Raw genomic sequence first — 18,532 nt, forward strand, 5'->3', positions numbered from 1 at the left:
ACAGGCCGTCGACTGGAGGTACGGATGCGTCGTCCCGCCGCACGTCAATGGGCGCTGGTCGCCCTCGTCGGAGCGCTGGTGTCCACCGGGGCGGCGGCGCCGCCGTCGGTGCCGATCGGCGGTGCCCCCGCGAAGGTCCCGGTGGCCGTCGGCCACGGAGGTGCGGTGGCCAGCGTCGACGCCGACGCCAGCGCCGCCGGCATCGCCGTCCTGCGCTCCGGCGGCAACGCGGTGGACGCGGCGGTCGCCACCGCCGCCGCACTCGGCGTCACCGAGCCGTACTCCGCCGGGATCGGCGGCGGCGGGTACCTCGTGTACTACGACGCCAAGACCCGCCGCGTGCACACCATCGACGGTCGCGAGACCGCCCCGGCGACGGCGGACGCCGGCCTGTTCCAGGAGAACGGCGTCCCCATCCCCTTCGCCGAGGGCCAGACCAGCGGGCGCGGAGTCGGCGTCCCCGGCACCCCGGCGACCTGGAAGAGCGCCCTCGACGCCTGGGGTTCGCGGCCCCTGGGTCAACTGCTGCGCCCGGCGGAGAAGTTGGCCCGCGACGGATTCGTCGTGGACGCCACCTTCCGGTCCCAGACCGAACTCAACCAGGACCGCTTCAAGGACTTCCCGGCCACCGCGAAGCTCTTCCTGCCCGGCGGATCCCTGCCGGTGGTCGGCTCCACCTTCAAGAACCCGGACCTCGCCGCCACCTACGCCGAACTCGGACGCAAGGGCACCGGGGCGCTCTACCGGGGCCCGATCGCCGAGGACATCGTGCGGGCCGTCCGCAAGCCCCCGGTGGATCCCGCCGCCACCCGCGTGGTCCGCCCCGGCGATCTGACCACAGGCGACCTGCGCGCGTACGCCACCAAGCGGCAGGCCCCGACCCGGGTGGGCTACCGGGGCCTGGACGTCTACAGCATGGCCCCGTCCTCCTCGGGCGGCACCACCGTCGGCGAGGCGCTCAACATCCTGGAGCGCACCGACCTGGGCTCGCTCTCCGAGGCGCAGTACCTGCACCGGTTCATCGAGGCCTCCCGGATCTCCTTCGCGGACCGGGGCCGCTGGGTCGGCGACCCGGCCGCCGAGGACGTGCCCACGCGGGAGCTGCTCTCGCAGCGGTTCGCCGACAGCCGCGCCTGCCTCGTCAAGCCCGGACAGACGCTGACCAGCCCGCTGGCCCCCGGCGACCCGCGCAGGCCGGTGCCCTGCGCCACCACGGGCAAGGCCGCCCCGACCACGTACGAAGGGGAGAACACCACGCACCTGACGGTCGCCGACCGCTGGGGCAACGTGGTGTCGTACACGCTGACCATCGAGTCCACCGGCGGCAGCGGGATCACCGTCCCGGGCCGAGGCTTCCTGCTCAACAACGAGCTGACCGACTTCTCCTTCGCCCCGGCCGCCCCCGGCGTACCCGACCCGAACCTTCCCGGCCCCGGCAAGCGACCGCGTTCGTCGATGGCGCCGACCATCGTGTTGGAGCACGGCCGCCCGGTGCTGGCCGTGGGCTCCCCGGGCGGCGCCACCATCATCACGACCGTGCTGCAGACCCTGCTCGGACACCTGGACCGGGGCCTGCCGCTGGTCGACGCCATCGCGGCGCCGCGGGCCAGTCAGCGCAACCAGACGACGACCGAGCTGGAACCGGGCCTGTGGAACAGTCCGGTGCGCGCCGAACTGGAGGCGATCGGCCAGGGGTTCCGGCAGAACCCGGAGATCGGCGCCGCCACCGGCGTACAGCGGCTGCCGGACGGCCGCTGGCTGGCCGCGGCCGAGACCAGCAGGCGCGGCGGCGGCTCGGCGATGGTGGTCAACCCGCACGGCCGCCCGTAAGTCGTCTCCCTCGGATCGTGCCGGGCCGAGAAGGCCGGCCCGGCACGGTCACGGGGTGGTGAGGATCCTGGGGCCGTCGGCGGTGATCGCGACCGTGTGCTCCGCGTGCGCGGCGCGGCTGCCGTCCACGGTCCGCAGGGTCCAGCCGTCGGCGTCGCAGGTGTAGTCGTCGGTGCCTCCGGCGATCACCATCGGTTCGATCGCGAGGACCATGCCGGCGCGCAGCCTCATGCCGCGCCCGGCGGGACCCTCGTTCGGCACGCCGGGGTCCTCGTGCATGGAGCGGCCGATGCCGTGCCCGCCGAACCCGTCCGGTATGCCGTACCCGGCGCCGCGGCAGACCGTGCCGACGGCATGGGCGATGTCGCCGATCCTGTTGCCGGGCACGGCGGCGGCGATGCCCGCGGCCAAGGCGGCCTCGGCGGTCTCGATCAGTCGCAGGTCCGCCGGGCGGCCCCGGCCGACCGTGAAGCTCACGGCGGCGTCGCCGGCCCAGCCGCCCAGCTTCGCGCCGAAGTCGACGCTGACCAGGTCCCCGTCGCGCAGCCGGTATCCGGTCGGGACGCCGTGCACGATCGCGTCGTTGACCGAGACGCACAGCACCGCCGGGAAGGGCACGGGCGCGAACTGCGGTCGGTACCCCAGGAAGGGGGAGGTCGCACCGGCCTCCCTCAGCACCTCGCGGGCCACCGCGTCCAGCTCCAGCAGGGAGACCCCCACGTCGGCCGCCTCCCGCGCCGCCGCCAGGGCCCGCCCCACGACCCGGCCGGGAGCCCGCATGTCCTCGATGTCTCGGTCCGTCTTCAGTTTCACCATGCCAATAACTATACCGGTATAACTTTAACGGGATGAAAATTGGGTCCCGGGGTAGGATGGCCGCATGGTCCGAACCCCCCTCACCCCCGAAGAGCGCGAGCGCGGCGAGCGGCTGGGCGCGCTGCTCCGCGAGGCGCGAGGTCCGCGCAGCATGGTCGAGATCGCCGCGAGCGCGGGACTCTCAGCCGAGACGCTCCGCAAGATCGAGACGGGCCGCGCACCGACGCCCGCCTTCTTCACCGTGGCGGCCCTCGCCGGCGCCCTCGGTCTCTCCCTCGACGACGTGATGCGGCGCTGCGCCTTCGTCCCCGCCTGAGTCCGTCCCCGCCTGAGCCTGTGCCCGCCTGAGCCCGTGCCGTCCGGCCGCCTCCGTCGGGACGGCCGACGTGTCGGACGGGCGGGTGCCGGCGCGCGTCGAAGGGGCGACACGGGCGGGTGCCGGCGTGCGCCGAAGGGGCGGCGAGGGTACGCCTGATCGGCCCCGCCGGCCTGTCGTTCGAGCGGGGCGGTCGGCCGAACGGCCCAACCGGTGGTGGGGTCCGCGGAGCGCGGGGCAAGCGTGAAGGCGTGTCAGCCACGAACGCATCGAAGCGACTCGGATTCGGACTGCTCGGCGGCGTCCTCGCGAGCGGTCTGCTGCTCGCGGCCTGCGCCGTCCCCGAGGGTCGAGCCCAGGGCGGGGAGCCGGGCGAGGTGGTCTCCCGCCACCCGGGCGGCGTCCCCGGCCACCACCCGCTCCCGGCCCGGCCCGGCCCGATCGGCGGGGAACCCCCTAAGGTCGGGGCATGAACCTTGAGGAGCTCGGCCGGGGCAAGTACGTCAGCCTCACCACCTTCCGTAAGGACGGCACCCCCGTCGCCACACCCGTATGGGCGGTGGTGGACGGGGGCGAGCTGTACGTGTGGACGCGCAGCGACTCCTGGAAGGTCAAGCGCATCCGCAACAGCGGCCGGGTCACCGTCAGCCCCTGTGACGTGCGCGGACGTGTCGAGGAGGGCGCTCCCGCGCTGCCGGGCGAGGCGCGGCTGCTCGACGAGGCGGGTCTCAAGCGGGTGCGCGGGCTGATGATGCGCAAGTACACCTGGCAGTTCTGGTTGGTGGACGTGCCCGCCGCCGTGGTGCGTCGCGGCAAGCGCCCGCACACCGCGATCGCCGTCAAGCTTTGAGGTTCCCGTAGCCCGCCTGTAACACGGCTGGGATCCAATGCGCCCATGGAGACGGCGACTTCGCTGCTGATTGCTCAACTCGCTGAATACTTGAGCGGGTTGACGCGGAGACTGGATCCCGGGGCGGGCTGGTACGGGGAGTTCCTGCGCCGGGACCCCGACGGGATGCGGGCCTGTCTGGAGGGAGCCGCGATCCCCCCGTGGGACGTGGTGGAGTCCCTGCTGGGTGATGCCCGGGCCGTGGCGGGCGAGGTGGAGTACGCGGCCCGGCTGCGCGGGGCCGCGGCCGGGGCCTGGGACCGGGCTCCGGGTGGCGCGGGCGAACTGCGGGCCCTGCTCCGCGCGGCCGCCGCGCAGCGGGAGGCCTCGGAGGCGGCGCTGCGCAGCCTGACGGCCCGGCTGGGCGGTACGCCGGACCCGGTGGAGGCGGCCGCGCTGACGCGGGAGATGGCCTGGACCCGGGACGACGTGGCCCGGGCTGCCGGCCGGCACGAGGACCTCACGGCCCGGCTCGCCGCGCTGCCGATGAACCCGGCCGAGGTGCGGGAGTGGACGCGGTCGGACACCGCGTCCGCCGCCGCGGCCGGTGAACCCCTGCCCGGGATGCCGCGGCGGCGCCCGGCGGCGGCCGGCCCGGCCGTCGATGCGGCGCCCGAACCACCGGTCCCGGAACGGTCCGGTCAGGCCCAAGCCCAGGCCCAAGCCCCGGCGCCGGCCCCGGAACGGTCCGGTCAGGCCCAAGCCCCGGCGCCGGCCCCGGAACGGTCCGGTCAGACCCAAGCCCCGGCCCAAGCCCCGGCCCAAGCCCCGGCCCAAGCCCCGGCCGCGGAGGCGACCGCCGCCCCGGCCGACGATCCGTACGGCGCGCCGGCCCGGGGTTCGTACGGCGAGGCGGTCCGGGATCCGTACGCCGCCCCGGCCCCCGCCCAGGCCTCCGCCCCGGCCCCCGCCCCGTCGCCCGGACACGGCCGAGCCCCCGACGCGCCCGCGCCGCCGGGCCCTGCCCCCGACGCGCCCCCGGTCGGTCGGGCCGAGGGGCGGTGGCTGCGCGGTGGCCGGCGCTCCGGGGGCGGCGCCCGGTACGCCGGGGCGGCGGAGCCCCGGTCGCCTGCCGACGCCGCGCCGCCGGGCGCGCCCGACGGCACGGCCGCCGCCGCCCCGCGCGGGGCCCGGTTCGGCCGCCCGGAACCGCAACACCCCCACGCCCCGGCCCCGGAGCCCGCGCCGCCCGGTCCGGACCCGCGCCCGCCCGGCCCCCGCCGCACCGCCGTGTTCGTCGCCGCACTGGCGGACCTCCGGGCGCGGGGCCGCACCGGCGAGGCGCACGCCCTGCTGTGCGAGGCGGCTGCCTGGCCGGCCGAACTGCTGCCCGGGCTCGCCGCCGCGTTGATCCGCGCCGGGCTCGCCGCCGACTGGGCCACCCTGCTCTGGGAGGCCGCCTCGCTTCCGCCCGAACGGCTCGCGGCCGCGGCGGCGGCCCTCGCGGTGGCCGGCCGGGACGCCGACTGCGACGCGCTGCTGCGCCAGGGCGTGGCCCGACCCGCCGCCGAGATCGCGGAGGCCGCCCTCGCGCTCGGCGCTGCCGGCCGGGAACGGGAGGCGGACGCCCTGCTCGGCGCCTTCGTGCGGCTGCGCACCGCCGAGGAGGCGGCCGCTCTGGCGCGACGGGATCCGCACTGGTTCGCCCCGCGGCTGCTCCGGGCCGCGGGAGCCCTCCCGGGGACCCGACACCGGGACCTGACACACGCCCTGCGCGTGGCCGGTATCGCTACTCCGTAACCACTTGAGTACCAGTTCGCCCACCTGATGACAGGAAATGACCGCCTATCGACGTAGTGCGATCGACTACTCCAACCGCGCAAGGCGCTCTTGCCCCACGCTGTGACGAGGCCTACGTTCTACTCCCTACGCACACCGTCTACGTGCGTAGAAGTCGGCGTTCCCGTCGCGAGGAGCAGCTCATGGCCCAAGTCGTCCGCGCCGCACTCGTCCAGGCCACCTGGACCGGAGACACCGAGTCGATGATCGCCAAGCACGAGGAGCACGCCCGCGCGGCGGCTGCTCAAGGCGCGCAGATCATCGGCTTCCAGGAGGTGTTCAACGCCCCGTACTTCTGCCAGGTGCAGGAGGCGGAGCACTACCGCTGGGCCGAGGCAGTTCCCGACGGCCCGACCATCCGCCGCATGCAGGACCTCGCCCGCGAGACCGGCATGGTGATCGTCGTACCGGTCTTCGAGTTGGAGTCCGAGGGGTTCTACTACAACACCGCCGCCGTCATCGACGCCGACGGAAGCTACCTCGGCAAGTACCGCAAGCACCACATCCCGCAGGTCAAGGGCTTCTGGGAGAAGTTCTACTTCCGCCCCGGAAACCTCGGCTGGCCCGTCTTCGACACGGCCGTCGGCCGGGTCGGGGTGTACATCTGCTACGACCGCCACTTCCCCGAGGGATGGCGTGCGCTGGGCCTGGCCGGCGCCCAACTCGTCTACAACCCGTCCGCCACCTCCCGAGGCCTGTCCGCCTACCTGTGGCAGCTGGAACAACCCGCCTCCGCCGTCGCCAACGAGTACTTCGTCGCCGCCATCAACCGGGTCGGCCAAGAGGAGTACGGGGACAACGAGTTCTACGGCACCAGCTACTTCGTGGACCCGCGCGGTCAGTTCGTCGGGGAGGTCGCCGGCGACAAGGAGGAGGAACTCCTCGTCCGCGACCTCGACTTCGGCCTCATCGAGGAGGTCCGCAACCAGTGGGCCTTCTACCGCGACCGCCGCCCCGACGCCTACGGAGGGCTCGTACAGCCGTGACCAACCCGATCCCCCTGCACAGTCGCCACCGCACCGTCATGCCCGACTGGCTCGCGCTCTACTACGACCGCCCCATCGAGCTCACGCACGGCGAGGGCCGCCACGTCTGGGACGCCGACGGCAACCGCTACCTCGACTTCTTCGGCGGCATCCTCACCACGATGACCGCCCACGCCCTGCCCGAGGTCACCAAGGCCGTCTCCGAACAGGCCGGGCGGATCATCCACTCCTCCACCCTGTACCTGAACCGGCCCATGGTCGAACTGGCCGAACGCGTCGCCGCCCTGTCCGGCATCCCGGACGCACGGGTCTTCTTCACGACCTCCGGCACCGAGGCCAACGACACCGCCCTGCTGCTCGCCACGTCGTACCGCCGCTCCAACCAGATCCTGGCGATGCGCAACAGCTACCACGGCCGGTCCTTCTCCACCGTCTCGATCACCGGCAACCGGGGCTGGTCCCCGACCAGCCTCTCGCCGCTCCAGACGTACTACGTCCACGGCGCGGTACGCACCCGGGGCCCCTTCGCGGCGCTGCCCGACGCCGAGTTCACCGCCGCCGCCGTCGCGGACCTCGAAGACGTGCTCGGCCAGGCGCGCGGCGGAGTCGCCGCGCTCATCGCGGAACCCATCCAGGGCGTCGGCGGCTTCACCTCCCCGCCCGACGGCCTGTACGGGGCCTTCCGCGAGGTCCTCGACCGGCACGGCATCCTCTGGATCAGCGACGAGGTACAGACCGGCTGGGGCCGCACCGGCGAACACTTCTGGGGCTGGCAGGCCCATGCCCAGAACGGCCCGCCGGACATCCTCACCTTCGCCAAGGGCATCGGCAACGGCATGTCCATCGGCGGCGTCGTGGCCCGCGCCGAGGTCATGAACTGCGTCGACTCCAACTCCATCTCCACCTTCGGCGGCTCCCCGGTCACCATGGCGGCCGGCGTCGCCAACCTCTCGTACCTCCTGGAACACGACCTCCAGGGCAACGCCCGCCGCGTCGGCGGCCTGCTCCTGGAGCGACTGCGCGCCGTCACCGCCGGCGTGCCCGCCGTACGCGAGGTACGCGGCCGGGGCCTGATGGCCGGCCTGGAGCTGACGAAGCCCGGGACCGACCGCGCCGACCCCGAAGCGGCCGCCGCCGTACTGGAGGCCGCCCGCGAACGCGGCCTGCTGCTCGGCAAGGGCGGCGGGCACGACACCAGCGTGCTGCGCATCGCGCCGCCGCTGTCCCTCACCGTCGCCGAGGCGGAAGAGGGCGCCGACATCCTCGAACAGGCCCTGCGCACCGCCCTCTAGCCCTCCGGGGGAGACGTACATGACCACCCGCACCCTGATCCGCGACGGCCTCGTCATCACGGCCGCCGACGAGCTCCACGCGGACGTCCTCATCGAGGACGGCCGGGTGGCGGCGCTCGCGGCCCACGGCTCTGCCACCGCCGAGGCCTGGGCCTCCCCCGACCGCACGACGGTGGACCGCACCATCGACGCGAGCGGGAAGTACGTCATCCCCGGCGGGGTCGACGCGCACACCCACATGGAACTGCCCTTCGGCGGGACCGCCGCGTCCGACACCTTCGAGACGGGCACCCGGGCCGCCGCGTGGGGCGGCACCACCACCATCGTCGACTTCGCGGTGCAGACGATGGGCCAGTCCCTGCGCCAAGGCCTCGACACCTGGTACGCCAAGGCCGACGGCAACTGCGCCGTCGACTACGGCTTCCACATGATCCTGTCGGACGTCAACGAGGGCACCCTCAAGGAGATGGACCTCCTGGTGGGGGAGGGGATCACCTCCTTCAAGCTCTTCATGGCCTACCCCGGGGTGTTCTACAGCGACGACGGGCAGATCCTGCGCGCCATGCAACGGGCCTCCGGCAACGGCGGGCTGATCATGATGCACGCCGAGAACGGCATCGCCATCGACGTCCTCGTCGAACAGGCCCTCGCCCGCGGGGAGACCGACCCCCGCCACCACGGCGAGGTCCGCAAGGTCCTCCTCGAAGCCGAGGCGACCCACCGCGCCATCCAACTCGCCCGGGTGGCCGGCTCCCCGCTGTACGTGGTCCACGTCTCGGCCGAGGAGGCGGTGGCGGAGCTCGCCGTCGCCCGCGACAAGGGCCTGCCCGTCTTCGGCGAGACCTGCCCCCAGTACCTGTTCCTGTCCACCGACAACCTCGCGGAGCCCGACTTCCAGGGCGCCAAGTACGTCTGCTCCACGCCGCTGCGCCCCCGCGAACACCAGGCGGCCCTGTGGCGGGGCCTGCGGACCGACGACCTCCAGGTGGTCTCCACCGACCACTGTCCGTTCTGCTTCCAAGGCCAGAAGGAGCTCGGCCGCGGGGACTTCTCGAAGATCCCCAACGGACTGCCCGGCGTGGAGAACCGCATGGACCTCCTCCACCAGGCCGTCCTCGACGGACACATCAGCCGCCGCCGCTGGATCGAGATCGCCTGCGCGAACCCGGCCCGGATGTTCGGCCTCTACCCCCAGAAGGGCACCATCGCGCCCGGCGCCGACGCCGACATCGTCCTCTACGATCCGCACGCCGAGCAGGTCATCTCCGCCGAGACGCACCACATGAACGTGGACTACTCGGCGTACGAGGGCAAGCGGATCACCGGACGCGTCGACACCGTGCTCTCGCGCGGCGAACTCGTCATCGACCGGCGCGAGTACACGGGACGAGCCGGCCACGGGGCCTTCGTCCCCCGCTCCACCTGCCAGTACCTGTAAGGAGCCGACCCATGGACTTCGGCCTCGTCCTGCAAACCGACCCGCCCGCCTCCGGCGTCGTCAGCCTCATGCGCCGCGGCGAACGCAACGGCTTCCGTTACGGCTGGACCTTCGACTCCGCCGTGCTGTGGCAGGAGCCGTTCGTCATCTACAGCCAGATCCTGGAACACACCCGGTTGATGCGCGTCGGACCGATGGTCACCAACCCCGGAACCCGCACGTGGGAGGTCACCGCCTCCACCTTCGCCACCCTCAACGACATGTACGGCAACCGCACCGTGTGCGGCATCGGCCGCGGGGACTCGGCGATGCGGGTCGCCGGGCGCAAACCCAACACCCTGGCCCGGCTCGGCGAGGCCATCGACGTCATCCGCGACCTCGCCGAGGGCCGCGAGGCCGAGGTCGACGGGCAGCGCCTGCGCATCCCGTGGATCCGGGACGGCGAACTGCCCGTGTGGATGGCCGCCTACGGACCCAAGGCACTGGCCCTCGCCGGCCAGAAGGCGGACGGGTTCATCCTCCAGCTCGCCGACCCCTACCTCACCGAGTGGATGGTCAGGTCGGTCCGCGAGGCCGCCACGGCGGCCGGCCGCGACCCGAACGCGATCACCATCTGCGTGGCGGCCCCGGCCTACGTCGGAGACGACCTGGACCACGCGCGCGACCAGTGCCGCTGGTTCGGCGGCATGGTCGGCAACCACGTCGCCGACCTCGTCTCCCGCTACGGCGAGCACTCCGCGATGGTCCCGGACGCCCTCACCGAGTACGTCAAGGCCCGCCAGGGCTACGACTACAGCCACCACGGCCGCGCCGGGAACCCGTCCGCCGACTTCGTCCCCGACGAGATCGTGGACCGATTCTGTCTCCTGGGCCCGCCCGAGGCCCACATCGAGAAACTGCGCACCCTGCGCGACCTCGGCGTCGACCAGTTCGCGGTGTACGCCATGCACGACGCGCGCGAGGCGGTGATCGACGCCTACGGCGAGCACGTCATCCCGGTACTCGCCGGCTGAGCCGGCATCGACCGACGGGCAGGCCGGGAGGGCGCCGGCACGGGACGACCCGCGACCCCCGCGGGCCGTCCCGCACCGCGGCGCCCCCGGGCCGGTTCACCTCGGCTTCACCCCGTGTCCGGGCCGCCGTCGGGGACCGTCGGTGGGGATTGTCGGACGGGCGTGCTTTGCTGGACACATGATCGATGAATTCCTGGCCCATGACCTGTCCGCCGTCGAGGAGGCCGTCCGCGAGGCGGCCGCGGTCGAGATCATGCCGAGGTTCCAGCAGCTCGCTGATCACGAGGTGGACCAGAAGAGCGGCCCGCACGACCTCGTGACCGTCGCCGACCGCAGGGCCGAGGAGCACCTGACGGCCGCCCTGACGAAGCTGCTGCCCGGCTCGGCGGTGGTCGGCGAGGAAGCGGTGCACGCCGACCCCACCGTGTACGAGGCGCTGCGTGCCGACGAGCCCGTCTGGATCGTGGACCCCGTCGACGGCACCCGGCAGTTCGTCGCCGGCGACCCCAACTTCTGCACCCTGGTGGCGCTGGCCGTGCGCGGGGAGATCCTCGCCTCCTGGACCTTCGCCCCGGCCCTGGACGAGCTGGCCACCGCCGTGCGCGGGCAGGGCGCGCACGTCAACGGCACGCGCATCCACAGCGGTTCGCCGGAATCGGGCGCCGACCTGCGGATCGCCATCGCGCACCCGCTGTACACCTCGGAGGAGGACAAGCGGCGCCTCGCCCGGCTCGACGTCCCCGGGGTCGCGGCCCGGCCGTGCGGTTCGGCGGGTCTGGAGTACCTGAAGGTGGCGCGCGGCGAGATGGACGCCCTGGCCTTCACCTGGCCCTCGGCGTGGGACCACGCGGCGGGGCTGCTGCTGGTCGCCGAGGCCGGTGGCGCCCAGACCACCGTCGACGGGGTCCCCTTCCGAGTGGATCGGGACAACGCGCTGCCGTTCGCCGTGGGCCGCGACGAGGCCACCGCCGTCCGCGTCCGCGACCTGCTGCGCGGAGCGTGAGCGCGCCGCCGCGCCCCGGATCCGTGCGGGCGCGACCCATATCCTGGACGTGATGCCGCATCCTGTGGGCGGAGCCGCCGCCGGACGAAGGAGCTGTCAGTGTCGTCGATTCTCGACGCAGTCGTGGTGGGGGCGGGGCCCAACGGCCTGACGGCCGCCGTCGAACTGGCCCGGCGCGGCTTCTCGGTGGCCGTGTTCGAGGCGAAGGGGACCGTCGGCGGGGGAGCCCGGACGGAGGAACTCACCCTCCCCGGCTTCCGGCACGACCCCTGCTCGGCCGTGCACCCGCTCGGCGCCGGCTCCCCGGTGTTCGCGACGATGCCGCTGAAGCGGTACGGCCTGGAGTGGCTGCACGCCCCGCTGCCGATGGCGCACCCCTTCGACGACGGCACGGCCGCGGTGCTGTCCCGTTCCGTCGCGGAGACGGCCGCCTCCTTCGGGCCCCGCGACGCGGGCACCTACCGCCGGCTCGTCCAGCCGTACCTCGGCAAATGGGACACCCTGGCACGGGACTTCATGTCGCTGCCCTCCACCGCGCTGCCCCGTGACCCGCTCACCCTGGCCCGCTTCGGCCTGGACGGGCTGCCGCCGTCCACCTGGCTGCTGCGCCGCTTCCGGGACGACCGGGCCCGCGCCCTGTTCGCCGGGCTCGTCGCCCACGTCATCGCCCCGCTCGGCGGCATCGGCACCGGCGCGGTCGGACTGGTCTTCGCCCTCGCCGCACACGCGGGCGGCTGGCCGATGCCGCGCGGTGGTTCGCAGTCCATCTCGGACGCCCTCACCGCGTACCTGCGCGACCTCGGGGGAAGGGTCCACACGGACTTCGAGGTCAAACGGCTGGACGACCTGCCGCCGGCCCGCGCGTACGTCTTCGACACCTCGCCGACCGCGCTGGCCCGCATCGCCCGCCTGGGACGCGTCTACGACGGCTACCGGTACGGGGCCTCCGTGTTCAAGATCGACTACGCCCTGGACGGGCCGGTGCCCTGGACCGCCGAGGAACCCCGCCGGGCCGGCACCGTCCAGATCGGCCCGCGCACCCGCGACATCGACGCCGCCCTGCAACTGGCCTCGGGCGGCCGGGCCCCCCGCACCCCCTTCCTGATCACGGCCCAGCCCAGCCTCGTCGATCCCGGCCGGGCCCCCGAGGGCAAGCACACCTTCTGGACGTACGGGCACGTGCCGGCGGGCTGGGAGGGCGACCTCACCGACGCCGTCGAGCGCCAACTGGAGCGCTTCGCACCGGGGTTCCGTGACCTGGTGCTGGCCCGCGCGACCGCGGGCCCGCCCCGGATCGCCGCCCGCAACGCCAACTACGTCGGCGGGGACATCGCCTGCGGCGCCGCCTCCGGCCTGCAACTGCTGCTCCGCCCCAAGATCACGCTCTCCCCGTACACCACCGCCCACCCGGCGGTGTTCCTGTGCTCCTCCGCCACCCCGCCGGGGCCCGGGGTCCACGGAATGTCGGGGCACAACGCCGCCAAGGCCGTCTGGCGCCACCTGCGGAAGGAGACCTGATGTCCACGCGCATCACCCTGGTCCGGGGAGACATCACCACCGAGGAGGTGGACGCGGTGGTCAACGCGGCCAATTCCTCGCTCCTCGGCGGCGGGGGAGTGGACGGCGCGATCCACCGGCGGGGCGGCCCGGAGATCCTCGCCGCCTGCGAGGACCTGCGGCGCTCCCACTACGGCAAGGGCCTCCCGACGGGCCGGGCCGTCGCCACCACGGCGGGCCGGCTCCCGGCCCGACACGTGATCCACACCGTCGGACCGGTCTGGTCCCGGGACGACGACCGCTCGGAGCTGCTGGCGTCCTGCTACCGGGAGTCGCTGCGCGTCGCGGACGAGCTGGGCGCCCGTACGGTCGCCTTCCCGGCCATCTCCACCGGGATCTACGGCTGGCCCATGGACGACGGGGCGCGCATCGCGATCGAGACGGTGCGGGCGTCCGGGACCTCGGTGGAGGAGGTCCGCTTCGTGCTCTTCGGGCCGGAGGCGTACGAGACCTTCGCCGCGGCCCTCTGATCCGCGCCCGGGCCCCGGTCCGCGTCCGGATCCGCGTCCGGGTCCGCGTCCGCGTCCGGGTCCGCGTCCGAGCCCGCGTCCGAGCCCGCGTCCGGCCTGTGTGGCCGAACCGCGACCGGCCGGCGGGCCTCGCCCGGCACCGGGCGGGACCGGCGGGCCGGCCGATCATGGACCCCGGTGTCGGAGACGGTCGCTAGGCTTCCGGTATGACCCTTTCGGACGCGCCCACTGAGATCCCCGACGCCTTGCAGGTGCTCCACCGGGTCTTCGGCTACGACTCCTTCCGCGGCGAGCAGCAGCAGATCATCGAGCACGTCGTCGACGGCGGCGACGCGCTCGTGCTGATGCCCACCGGCGGCGGCAAATCGCTCTGCTACCAGATCCCGGCGCTGGTCAGAGAGGGCACCGGCGTGGTGATCTCGCCCCTGATCGCGCTCATGCAGGACCAGGTGGACGCGCTCACCGCCCTCGGCGTGCGGGCCGGTTTCCTCAACTCCACCCAGGACGCGGACGAGCGCCGCGGGGTCGAGCAGGCCTTCCTCGCCGACGAACTGGACCTGTTGTACCTGGCCCCCGAGCGGCTGCGCACCGAGGGGACGCAGCGGCTCCTCGACCGGGGGAAGGTGTCGCTCTTCGCGATCGACGAGGCGCACTGCGTGGCCCAGTGGGGGCACGACTTCCGCCCCGACTACCTCGCCCTGTCGATGCTGCACGAGCGCTGGCCCAAGGTGCCGCGGATCGCGCTGACCGCGACGGCCACCGAGGCGACGCACGGCGAGATCGCGACACGGCTGGGGCTGGAGGAGGGCCGACACTTCGTCGCGAGCTTCGACCGGCCGAACATCCAGTACCGGATCGTCCCCAAGAACAACCCGCTCCGGCAACTGCTGGACCTGATCCGCACCGAGCACCCCGGCGACGCGGGGGTCGTCTACTGCCTGTCGCGTGCCTCCGTGGAGAAGACGGCGGCGGCCCTGGCGGAGAACGGCATCGACGCCGTGGCCTACCACGCGGGCATGGACGCCCGCACCCGCGCGGCGAACCAGTCCCGGTTCCTGCGGGAGGACGGGGTCGTGGTCGTCGCCACCATCGCCTTCGGCATGGGCATCGACAAGCCGGACGTGCGGTTCGTGGCGCACCTGGACCTGCCGAAGTCCGTCGAGGGCTACTACCAGGAGACCGGCCGCGCCGGCCGCGACGGCGAGCCGGCCACGGCATGGCTGGCGTACGGCCTCCAGGACGTGGTCCAGCAGCGGAAGCTGATCGAGGGCTCCGAGGGCGACGACACCCGCCGCCGTTCGCTGGCCGCCCATCTGGACGCCATGCTGGCGTTGTGCGAGACCGTCGACTGCCGGCGGATGCGGCTCCTGGCGTACTTCGGCCAGTCCGGCGAGCCCTGCGGCAACTGCGACACCTGCCTGACACCGGCCGAGTCCTGGGACGGGACGGTCGCCTCGCAGAAGCTGCTGTCCACGGTGTGGCGGCTGGCCAACGAGCGACGGCAGAAGTTCGGCGCCGGCCAGATCATCGACATCCTCCAGGGCAAGAAGACCGCGAAGGTCATCCAGTTCGACCACGACGGCCTCTCGGTGTTCGGGGTCGGCGCGGATCTCGGCACCGCCGAGTGGCGCGGGGTCGTACGGCAACTGCTCGCCCTCGGACTGCTGGCCGTGGAGGGCGAGTACGGCACGCTGGTCCTCACCGAGGCCAGCGGCGAGGTGCTGGGGGGCCGGCGCACCGTCCCGCTGCGCAAGGAGAAGGCCGCGCCGGCCGGCTCGGGCCGCAAGGAGTCCGGGTCCCGCTCCGGGAAGGGCGCGCGCGTGCCCGTCGACCTGCCGGCGGCCGCCGTACCGGTCTTCGAGGCGCTCCGCGCCTGGCGGGCCGAGACCGCGCGGGAACAGGGCGTGCCGGCGTACGTCGTCTTCCACGACGCGACGCTGCGGGAGATCGCGACACGGCTGCCCGGCACCGCCGGCGAGCTGGGGGAGATCAACGGCATCGGCGAGGCGAAGCTCACCAAGTACGCCGAGGGCATCCTGGCCACCCTGACGGAATCCGGCGGGGCCCCGCCGGCCCCGCGGGACGCCCCGACCGCCGCAGCCGCGGCGCCCGCGCGGGACGGGTCGGCGCGGGACGGCTCGGAGCCGCCGCGCGACGAGGACGAGCCGCCCTTCGACACGGACGAGGTCGACGCCCCCTGGGACGACTGGCAGTAGGCGGCGGGGGAGCGCCGGCTCCTCGGACCCGCCGGCCGGCCCGCCGTCGCCCCTCGACGGCGGGCCGCGTCCGCGCGTGGCCGGATGGAACCCACGCCACGTGGCGGTGAGTTGTGCGTGTGGCATCATGACCGCGTTGTCTGCCCGGGGATCACGAACCTCGGGCCGCGAGGGCGGCCGCCGAGTTTCGCCGGAGGACTGAGGATGAAGGTGCCTGTCTCTGCGTTACCGGCCTCGGAGGACAGGCGGCTCAGACGGCGACTCAAGAAGGTCCGCCGCGCCTGCGAGGAGATGCTCGCGGAGTGGGGCATGGAGCACGGCTGTGGAATCGAGGAACTCCACGGGTACCTGAGCGAACGGCGCGGGCGGCCCATCCACCTGGTTCCGACGACCTTCCCCGAACGCCATCTCCTCGGAATCTGGCTGAAGTTGGACGACTTCGACGTGGTTGCCTTCGAGAAGTCGGCCTCGCCCGCCCACAAGGAACACATCATCGCCCACGAGCTGGCCCACATCGCCTTCGCACACCGGGGGTCCGTGCGGCTGGACGGCGTCGAATCCGGTCCGCTGTTCGCGGACGTCGACCCCGCGGCCGTACAGGGCGCGCTCATGCGCTCCCGCTACAGCGACGGCGAGGAGCAGGAGGCCGAGACCATGGCCTCCCTCATCCTGGCCCGAGCCACGAAGCGTTGGGTCGAACAGGCCTGGGCCGTCCCGGAGGAGGCCGCCGACGTCCTCGCCCGCATCGAACGCGGCCTCGGGAAGCCGGACCAGCAGTGACCACCCTCTACACCGTCCTCGCCTGGGTCTGCGCCTTCGTCGGACTCGCCGCGTTCGCCTACCGGCTGCCGGACCTGCTGCGCCGACGGCACGACGTCGCGCTGTGGGCGCTGTGCGTGTACTTCCTGTGCTCCGGCATCAGCTTCCTCGTCGACCTGGACCAACTCCGCCTGCACATCTCCGGTTTCTTCGGCCTGCCCAACATCACCTCGCTGATCACGCAGGTCGCGGTGGTCGTCCTCACGGCCGCGCAACAGGTCGTGCTCGTCCACTGGTCGGCGCCCCCCGACCAGGCCCGACGGATGGCCCGACAGCGGGTCCTGTTCTTCGGCGCGGCGCTCGCCGTGCTCGTCGTCGCCTCCTTCGCCGTCGGCCCCGTGGCACAGTCCGAGACGGCGACGTCGACGATCCTGCTGAGCATCCAAGACGGCCGGTACGCGCTGTACATGTTCTTCTACCTGCTGATCTGCGCCGTGGGGCAGGCGGAGACCGTGCGGCTCTCGCTGCGGTTCACCAAGGTCGCCAACCGGCAGTGGCTCGCGGCCGGCATGCGCACCGTCACCCTCGGCGCGAGCCTCATCCTGGTCTACTGCGTCACCCGGAGCATCCAGATCGCCGGGACCCGACTGGACTTCGACGGAGCGGCACTCGACCCCGTCCAGTGGACGTGCGGCAGCGTCGGGGCCCTGCTCCAGGTCACCGGATGGACCATCCCCTCCTGGGGGATCCACCTCACCCGCGTACGGGCCTGGGTCCGCAGCTATCGTGCGTACCTGTGCCTGCGGCCCCTGTGGGGGGCCCTCCACCAGGCCCTGCCCGACATCGCCCTGGCCCCGCCCAGGTCCTGGGCGCGCGATCTCCTCCCGCCCAGGGACCTGCACTACAGCCTCTACCGGCGCGTCATCGAGATACGCGACGGACAGCTGATGCTGCGCACGTCGCTGTCCTACGACGAGTTCTCCCGGGTCGCCCGCTCCCTGGACCTCCCGGACGACCCGACCTCGCCCCTGGGCGAAGCCCTCCAGGTCCGGGCCGCCCTGAGCCGTTCCCCCGAGGAGAGGACGGAACAGGACGACGCGTCCGGGATCCCCGCCCGCCCGCCGTACGAGGACTTCCGCGAGGAGGTGCAGTGGCTGACCGAGGTCGCCTCGTCGTTCACCGCCCTGGGCCAGGACGGCCGGTGGCCCGCCGCGCGGACCGGCACGCCGTGACCCCCTCCGCCGCCCGCACCGTGGAGCGCCTCGTGGCCCTGGACGCCGCGCACGGCGCGACGGCCGCGCTGCCCGCCGTACGCGAGGCCCTGCGGGACTTCCCCGAACTCTCGGGCGATCCCGGGTCCGCCCGGCCCCTGGACGCCGACCGGGTCGCCGCCCTCGCCGAACTGAGCGAGGTCGTCGGCTGGATCCTCTTCGACGCGGGGCTCCACCGGCAGGCCCACCGCGCCAACGCGCGGGCCCTCACCCTCGCGGGGCTCTGCGGCGACCGCTGGACCGAGCGGCTCACCCTGCTGAACCACAGCATGCTCCAGACGGCCGCCGCAGACCCCCGGGGCGCCCTGGAGACGGCGGCCCGGGTGGCCGGCCCGCGCCCCCTGCCCGCCCGGGTGGACAGCCTCGTCCTGATCCGGCAGGCCCACGCGACCGCCCTGCTGGGCGGTCGGCGCGAGTCCCGCCGGTTGATCTCGCGGGCCCGGAGCCGGTTCCTCGACGGCCTGTCCCGCCGCGATCCGCACTGGGCCTGGTGGATCGACGAGAGCGAACTGCTCGGCCACGAGGGCTGGGTCCTGGCCCGGCTGGGCGACTGGGACCGGGCCCTGCCCCTGCTGCACCGGGCGGCCACCGCACCCGGGCCGTCCTACCGACACCTCTTCGGCGCGGAGCTCCTCGCGGCCCTGGCCCGCGCCGGGGCCTGGACCGAGGCGCTGGACCTCATCGCGGACCTGGCCCCGCGCGCCGCCGCCATCGGTTCCGTACGCACCACCCGGACCCTCGCCGACGCCGCGACCGGGCTGCGCCGAGGCCCGCGCGTCCCCGCCTCGCTCAAGGACGCGGCGGCCCACCTCCTGGAGTGCCTGCCCGCACGGGCGGCGCGGAGCGACCGCCCGGCCTGAGACCCCTCCTCCACCAGTTCACCGGGAATCCCCTTAC

Annotated in this window: 17 protein-coding genes; 16 read left to right on the plus strand and 1 reads right to left on the minus strand. The window is 73.6% G+C overall.

The window, feature by feature from the left end:
- Positions 1-24 precede the first annotated feature (24 nt).
- Positions 25-1,830 carry a gamma-glutamyltransferase gene (ggt, locus tag ACFYW3_RS02190; RefSeq protein ID WP_389385272.1) on the plus strand — a complete coding sequence of 602 codons (1,806 nt, stop codon included), beginning with the start codon at positions 25-27 and terminating at the stop codon, positions 1,828-1,830.
- Positions 1,831-1,878: 48 nt separating this feature from the next.
- Here ggt and map read toward each other — a convergent pair whose 3' ends face one another.
- On the minus strand, positions 1,879-2,646 hold the full coding sequence (map, locus tag ACFYW3_RS02195) for a type I methionyl aminopeptidase (protein WP_351760552.1): 768 nt from the start codon (positions 2,644-2,646) through the stop codon (positions 1,879-1,881).
- A 64-nt stretch (positions 2,647-2,710) separates the two neighbouring features.
- On the opposite strand from map, the gene ACFYW3_RS02200 reads away from it, so the two are divergent.
- From ACFYW3_RS02200 to ACFYW3_RS02270, 15 genes are all read left to right on the plus strand, one after another.
- The gene (locus ACFYW3_RS02200; RefSeq protein WP_351760555.1) at positions 2,711-2,962 is read left to right on the plus strand and encodes a helix-turn-helix transcriptional regulator; all 252 of its coding nucleotides are present in this window, start codon (positions 2,711-2,713) and stop codon (positions 2,960-2,962) included.
- Between the two features lie 251 nt (positions 2,963-3,213).
- Positions 3,214-3,435, plus strand: a complete 222-nt coding sequence (locus ACFYW3_RS02205; RefSeq protein ID WP_351760557.1) for a hypothetical protein — start codon at positions 3,214-3,216, stop codon at positions 3,433-3,435.
- Positions 3,432-3,812 carry a PPOX class F420-dependent oxidoreductase gene (locus ACFYW3_RS02210; RefSeq protein ID WP_389385273.1) on the plus strand — a complete coding sequence of 127 codons (381 nt, stop codon included), beginning with the start codon at positions 3,432-3,434 and terminating at the stop codon, positions 3,810-3,812. The genes ACFYW3_RS02205 and ACFYW3_RS02210 overlap by 4 nt, the downstream gene beginning before the upstream one ends.
- Before the next feature lie 99 nt (positions 3,813-3,911).
- Positions 3,912-5,591, plus strand: a complete 1,680-nt coding sequence (locus tag ACFYW3_RS02215; RefSeq protein WP_389385274.1) for a hypothetical protein — start codon at positions 3,912-3,914, stop codon at positions 5,589-5,591.
- 182 nt (positions 5,592-5,773) lie between these two features.
- On the plus strand, positions 5,774-6,616 hold the full coding sequence (locus tag ACFYW3_RS02220) for a nitrilase-related carbon-nitrogen hydrolase (RefSeq protein ID WP_053681745.1): 843 nt from the start codon (positions 5,774-5,776) through the stop codon (positions 6,614-6,616).
- A gap of 38 nt (positions 6,617-6,654) precedes the next feature.
- On the plus strand, positions 6,655-7,908 hold the full coding sequence (locus tag ACFYW3_RS02225; RefSeq protein ID WP_267796127.1) for an aspartate aminotransferase family protein: 1,254 nt from the start codon (positions 6,655-6,657) through the stop codon (positions 7,906-7,908).
- A gap of 19 nt (positions 7,909-7,927) precedes the next feature.
- Complete coding sequence (hydA, locus tag ACFYW3_RS02230) at positions 7,928-9,346, plus strand: dihydropyrimidinase (RefSeq protein ID WP_389385275.1); 1,419 nt, start codon at positions 7,928-7,930, stop codon at positions 9,344-9,346.
- A gap of 11 nt (positions 9,347-9,357) precedes the next feature.
- Positions 9,358-10,359 (plus strand): TIGR03842 family LLM class F420-dependent oxidoreductase, encoded by a 1,002-nt coding sequence (locus ACFYW3_RS02235; protein ID WP_351758929.1) that lies wholly within the window; start codon positions 9,358-9,360, stop codon positions 10,357-10,359.
- Between the two features lie 178 nt (positions 10,360-10,537).
- Entirely contained in the window at positions 10,538-11,362 is an 825-nt protein-coding gene (locus tag ACFYW3_RS02240; protein WP_389385276.1) for an inositol monophosphatase family protein, read from the plus strand.
- A 93-nt stretch (positions 11,363-11,455) separates the two neighbouring features.
- Positions 11,456-12,880 carry a phytoene desaturase family protein gene (locus ACFYW3_RS02245; protein ID WP_389385612.1) on the plus strand — a complete coding sequence of 475 codons (1,425 nt, stop codon included), beginning with the start codon at positions 11,456-11,458 and terminating at the stop codon, positions 12,878-12,880.
- Entirely contained in the window at positions 12,880-13,389 is a 510-nt protein-coding gene (locus tag ACFYW3_RS02250) for an O-acetyl-ADP-ribose deacetylase (RefSeq protein WP_351758923.1), read from the plus strand. The genes ACFYW3_RS02245 and ACFYW3_RS02250 overlap by 1 nt, the downstream gene beginning before the upstream one ends.
- Positions 13,390-13,595: 206 nt before the next feature.
- On the plus strand, positions 13,596-15,605 hold the full coding sequence (gene recQ / locus ACFYW3_RS02255) for a DNA helicase RecQ (RefSeq protein ID WP_351758920.1): 2,010 nt from the start codon (positions 13,596-13,598) through the stop codon (positions 15,603-15,605).
- Between the two features lie 210 nt (positions 15,606-15,815).
- Positions 15,816-16,385, plus strand: coding sequence for a toxin (locus ACFYW3_RS02260; protein WP_351758917.1), 570 nt, complete (start codon positions 15,816-15,818; stop codon positions 16,383-16,385).
- Positions 16,382-17,596 (plus strand): MAB_1171c family putative transporter, encoded by a 1,215-nt coding sequence (locus ACFYW3_RS02265; RefSeq protein WP_351379188.1) that lies wholly within the window; start codon positions 16,382-16,384, stop codon positions 17,594-17,596. The genes ACFYW3_RS02260 and ACFYW3_RS02265 overlap by 4 nt, the downstream gene beginning before the upstream one ends.
- The gene (locus ACFYW3_RS02270) at positions 17,566-18,495 is read left to right on the plus strand and encodes a DNA-binding protein (RefSeq protein WP_389385277.1); all 930 of its coding nucleotides are present in this window, start codon (positions 17,566-17,568) and stop codon (positions 18,493-18,495) included. Before ACFYW3_RS02265 ends, ACFYW3_RS02270 begins: the two co-directional genes overlap by 31 nt.
- Positions 18,496-18,532 lie beyond the last annotated feature (37 nt).

The sequence above is a fragment of the Streptomyces sp. NPDC002602 genome (genome assembly GCF_042889445.1).
In the GTDB taxonomy this organism is placed as follows: domain Bacteria; phylum Actinomycetota; class Actinomycetes; order Streptomycetales; family Streptomycetaceae; genus Streptomyces.